General features: G+C 38.4%; 1 protein-coding gene. It reads right to left on the bottom strand.

The window, feature by feature from the left end:
• Positions 1–40 precede the first annotated feature (40 nt).
• A protein-coding gene (locus tag N8M93_RS22555) for an IS3 family transposase (protein ID WP_261134889.1) occupies positions 41–1,371 on the bottom strand; the annotation gives its coding sequence in 2 pieces (ribosomal slippage) (positions 41–999 and positions 999–1,371; 1,332 coding nt in all).
• Positions 1,372–1,490 lie beyond the last annotated feature (119 nt).

Here is a 1,490-nt window from a genome sequence, read left to right on the forward strand (position 1 = left end):
TGAACTGTACCCTTAAAAATAGACAGTTTAATAAAAGGACCTAAGCAGCTAAGAGGTGACCCCGGAATTGTTCTGGGGTCATTCTTTTTAATCCCCATTGATACCTAAAGGAATTGTAGTATTCCACGTAATCTTCTACTTTCTTTTGTAATTCCTCTAGTGTTCTACAACTGGTGGTATCCAGATTGTCTTTCATATGTCCAAAGAATGATTCCATAGGGGCATTATCCCAACAGTTTCCCTTGCGGGACATGGACAGAATAAAACCAAGTTTTTTGACCCTCTTTTGAAATTCAGGATGTGTATAGTGAACACCCTGATCAGAGTGGAGGATTGCTTCTGGATGGACGTTACCTTCCAAAGATTCTATAAGTTTTTCAAGTGTACGATAAACAATGCTCATTTCTAGTGATGTTGATAAGTAGTGGGCTAGGATTTCACGTGTAGTTCCATCCTTTACACAAGACAAATAGACAGGTGTGCCGTTTTCGAGATAGAGATACGTAATATCCGTCAGTAATACCATTCCTGGATCAGTTTGAACAAATTGGCGATTCAATAGGTTCGGACACGTATTATGTTCCTGTGTTGCTTTGGCGATCTTCTTGTAAGGGTTAGCGCGCCTAATCTTGGTTTGAAGATTGTACTTCTTCATAAGCCTATAGATCTTCTTGAGGTTCATGACTACACCATATACATTCTCAAGAATCATTTTGATGGCACGTCCACCCAATTTTCCGTGTTTGGAATCATGGATATCCTTAATTAGTTTGAAGTCTGCTTCATCTTTCCGTTCTCTTTCCATGCGATTTGTCTCTGCTTTTAACCATGCATAATAGCTGTTCCGATTCACAGAGGCCAACTTACAAAAATAACTGATCATACCTTTCATATTATGTTTCCGTACAATCAACTCAATGAGTTCAAACTTCACAGTTGTTGTCACTATTTCTTCTTCTTCGCCTGCCTCTCCAGTTCTTCGAGCTTTTTTAAGAAGTCATTCTCAGCTTCTAAGAATTTAATACGTGCTTCTGCATTCTTGAGCTTTTGTTCAGCAGTCAGATCCTTCGAAGATGGACGGCCAGTGGCTCCTTTTCCTCGGCGTTCTTCAAAGAACACTTCTTCACCTAATTCTCGATAGGTTCTTCTCCAGCGCTTTAAACATTGACTTGGCTTTTTATGACCAATGATATCAACGTCAAATCCAGCCTCTTTGAAGATTTCCATAGGGCCTTTTCCTTCTAAGTTCTCCTTTACAGCTTTTACTTTGAACTCTGGTTGATAACTGATTGATCGATCAGACACATGGCTCACATTTTGATTGTTCTCTAGTTGTTTACGTTGAAATTCATTAAAAATTTGTTTATTCATAATTAATTCCCCGTTCTCTCCATTTGTTTTGATTATAACGGGTTTTCTGATTGAATTAACACAAAAAATCCCGAATAGTGGACTTTTTTATAAGTGTCCATTATTCGGGATACAGTTCA

The organism is Bacillus sp. Marseille-Q3570 (genome assembly GCF_946151055.1).
Taxonomy (GTDB): Bacteria; Bacillota; Bacilli; order Bacillales; family Fictibacillaceae; genus Pseudalkalibacillus.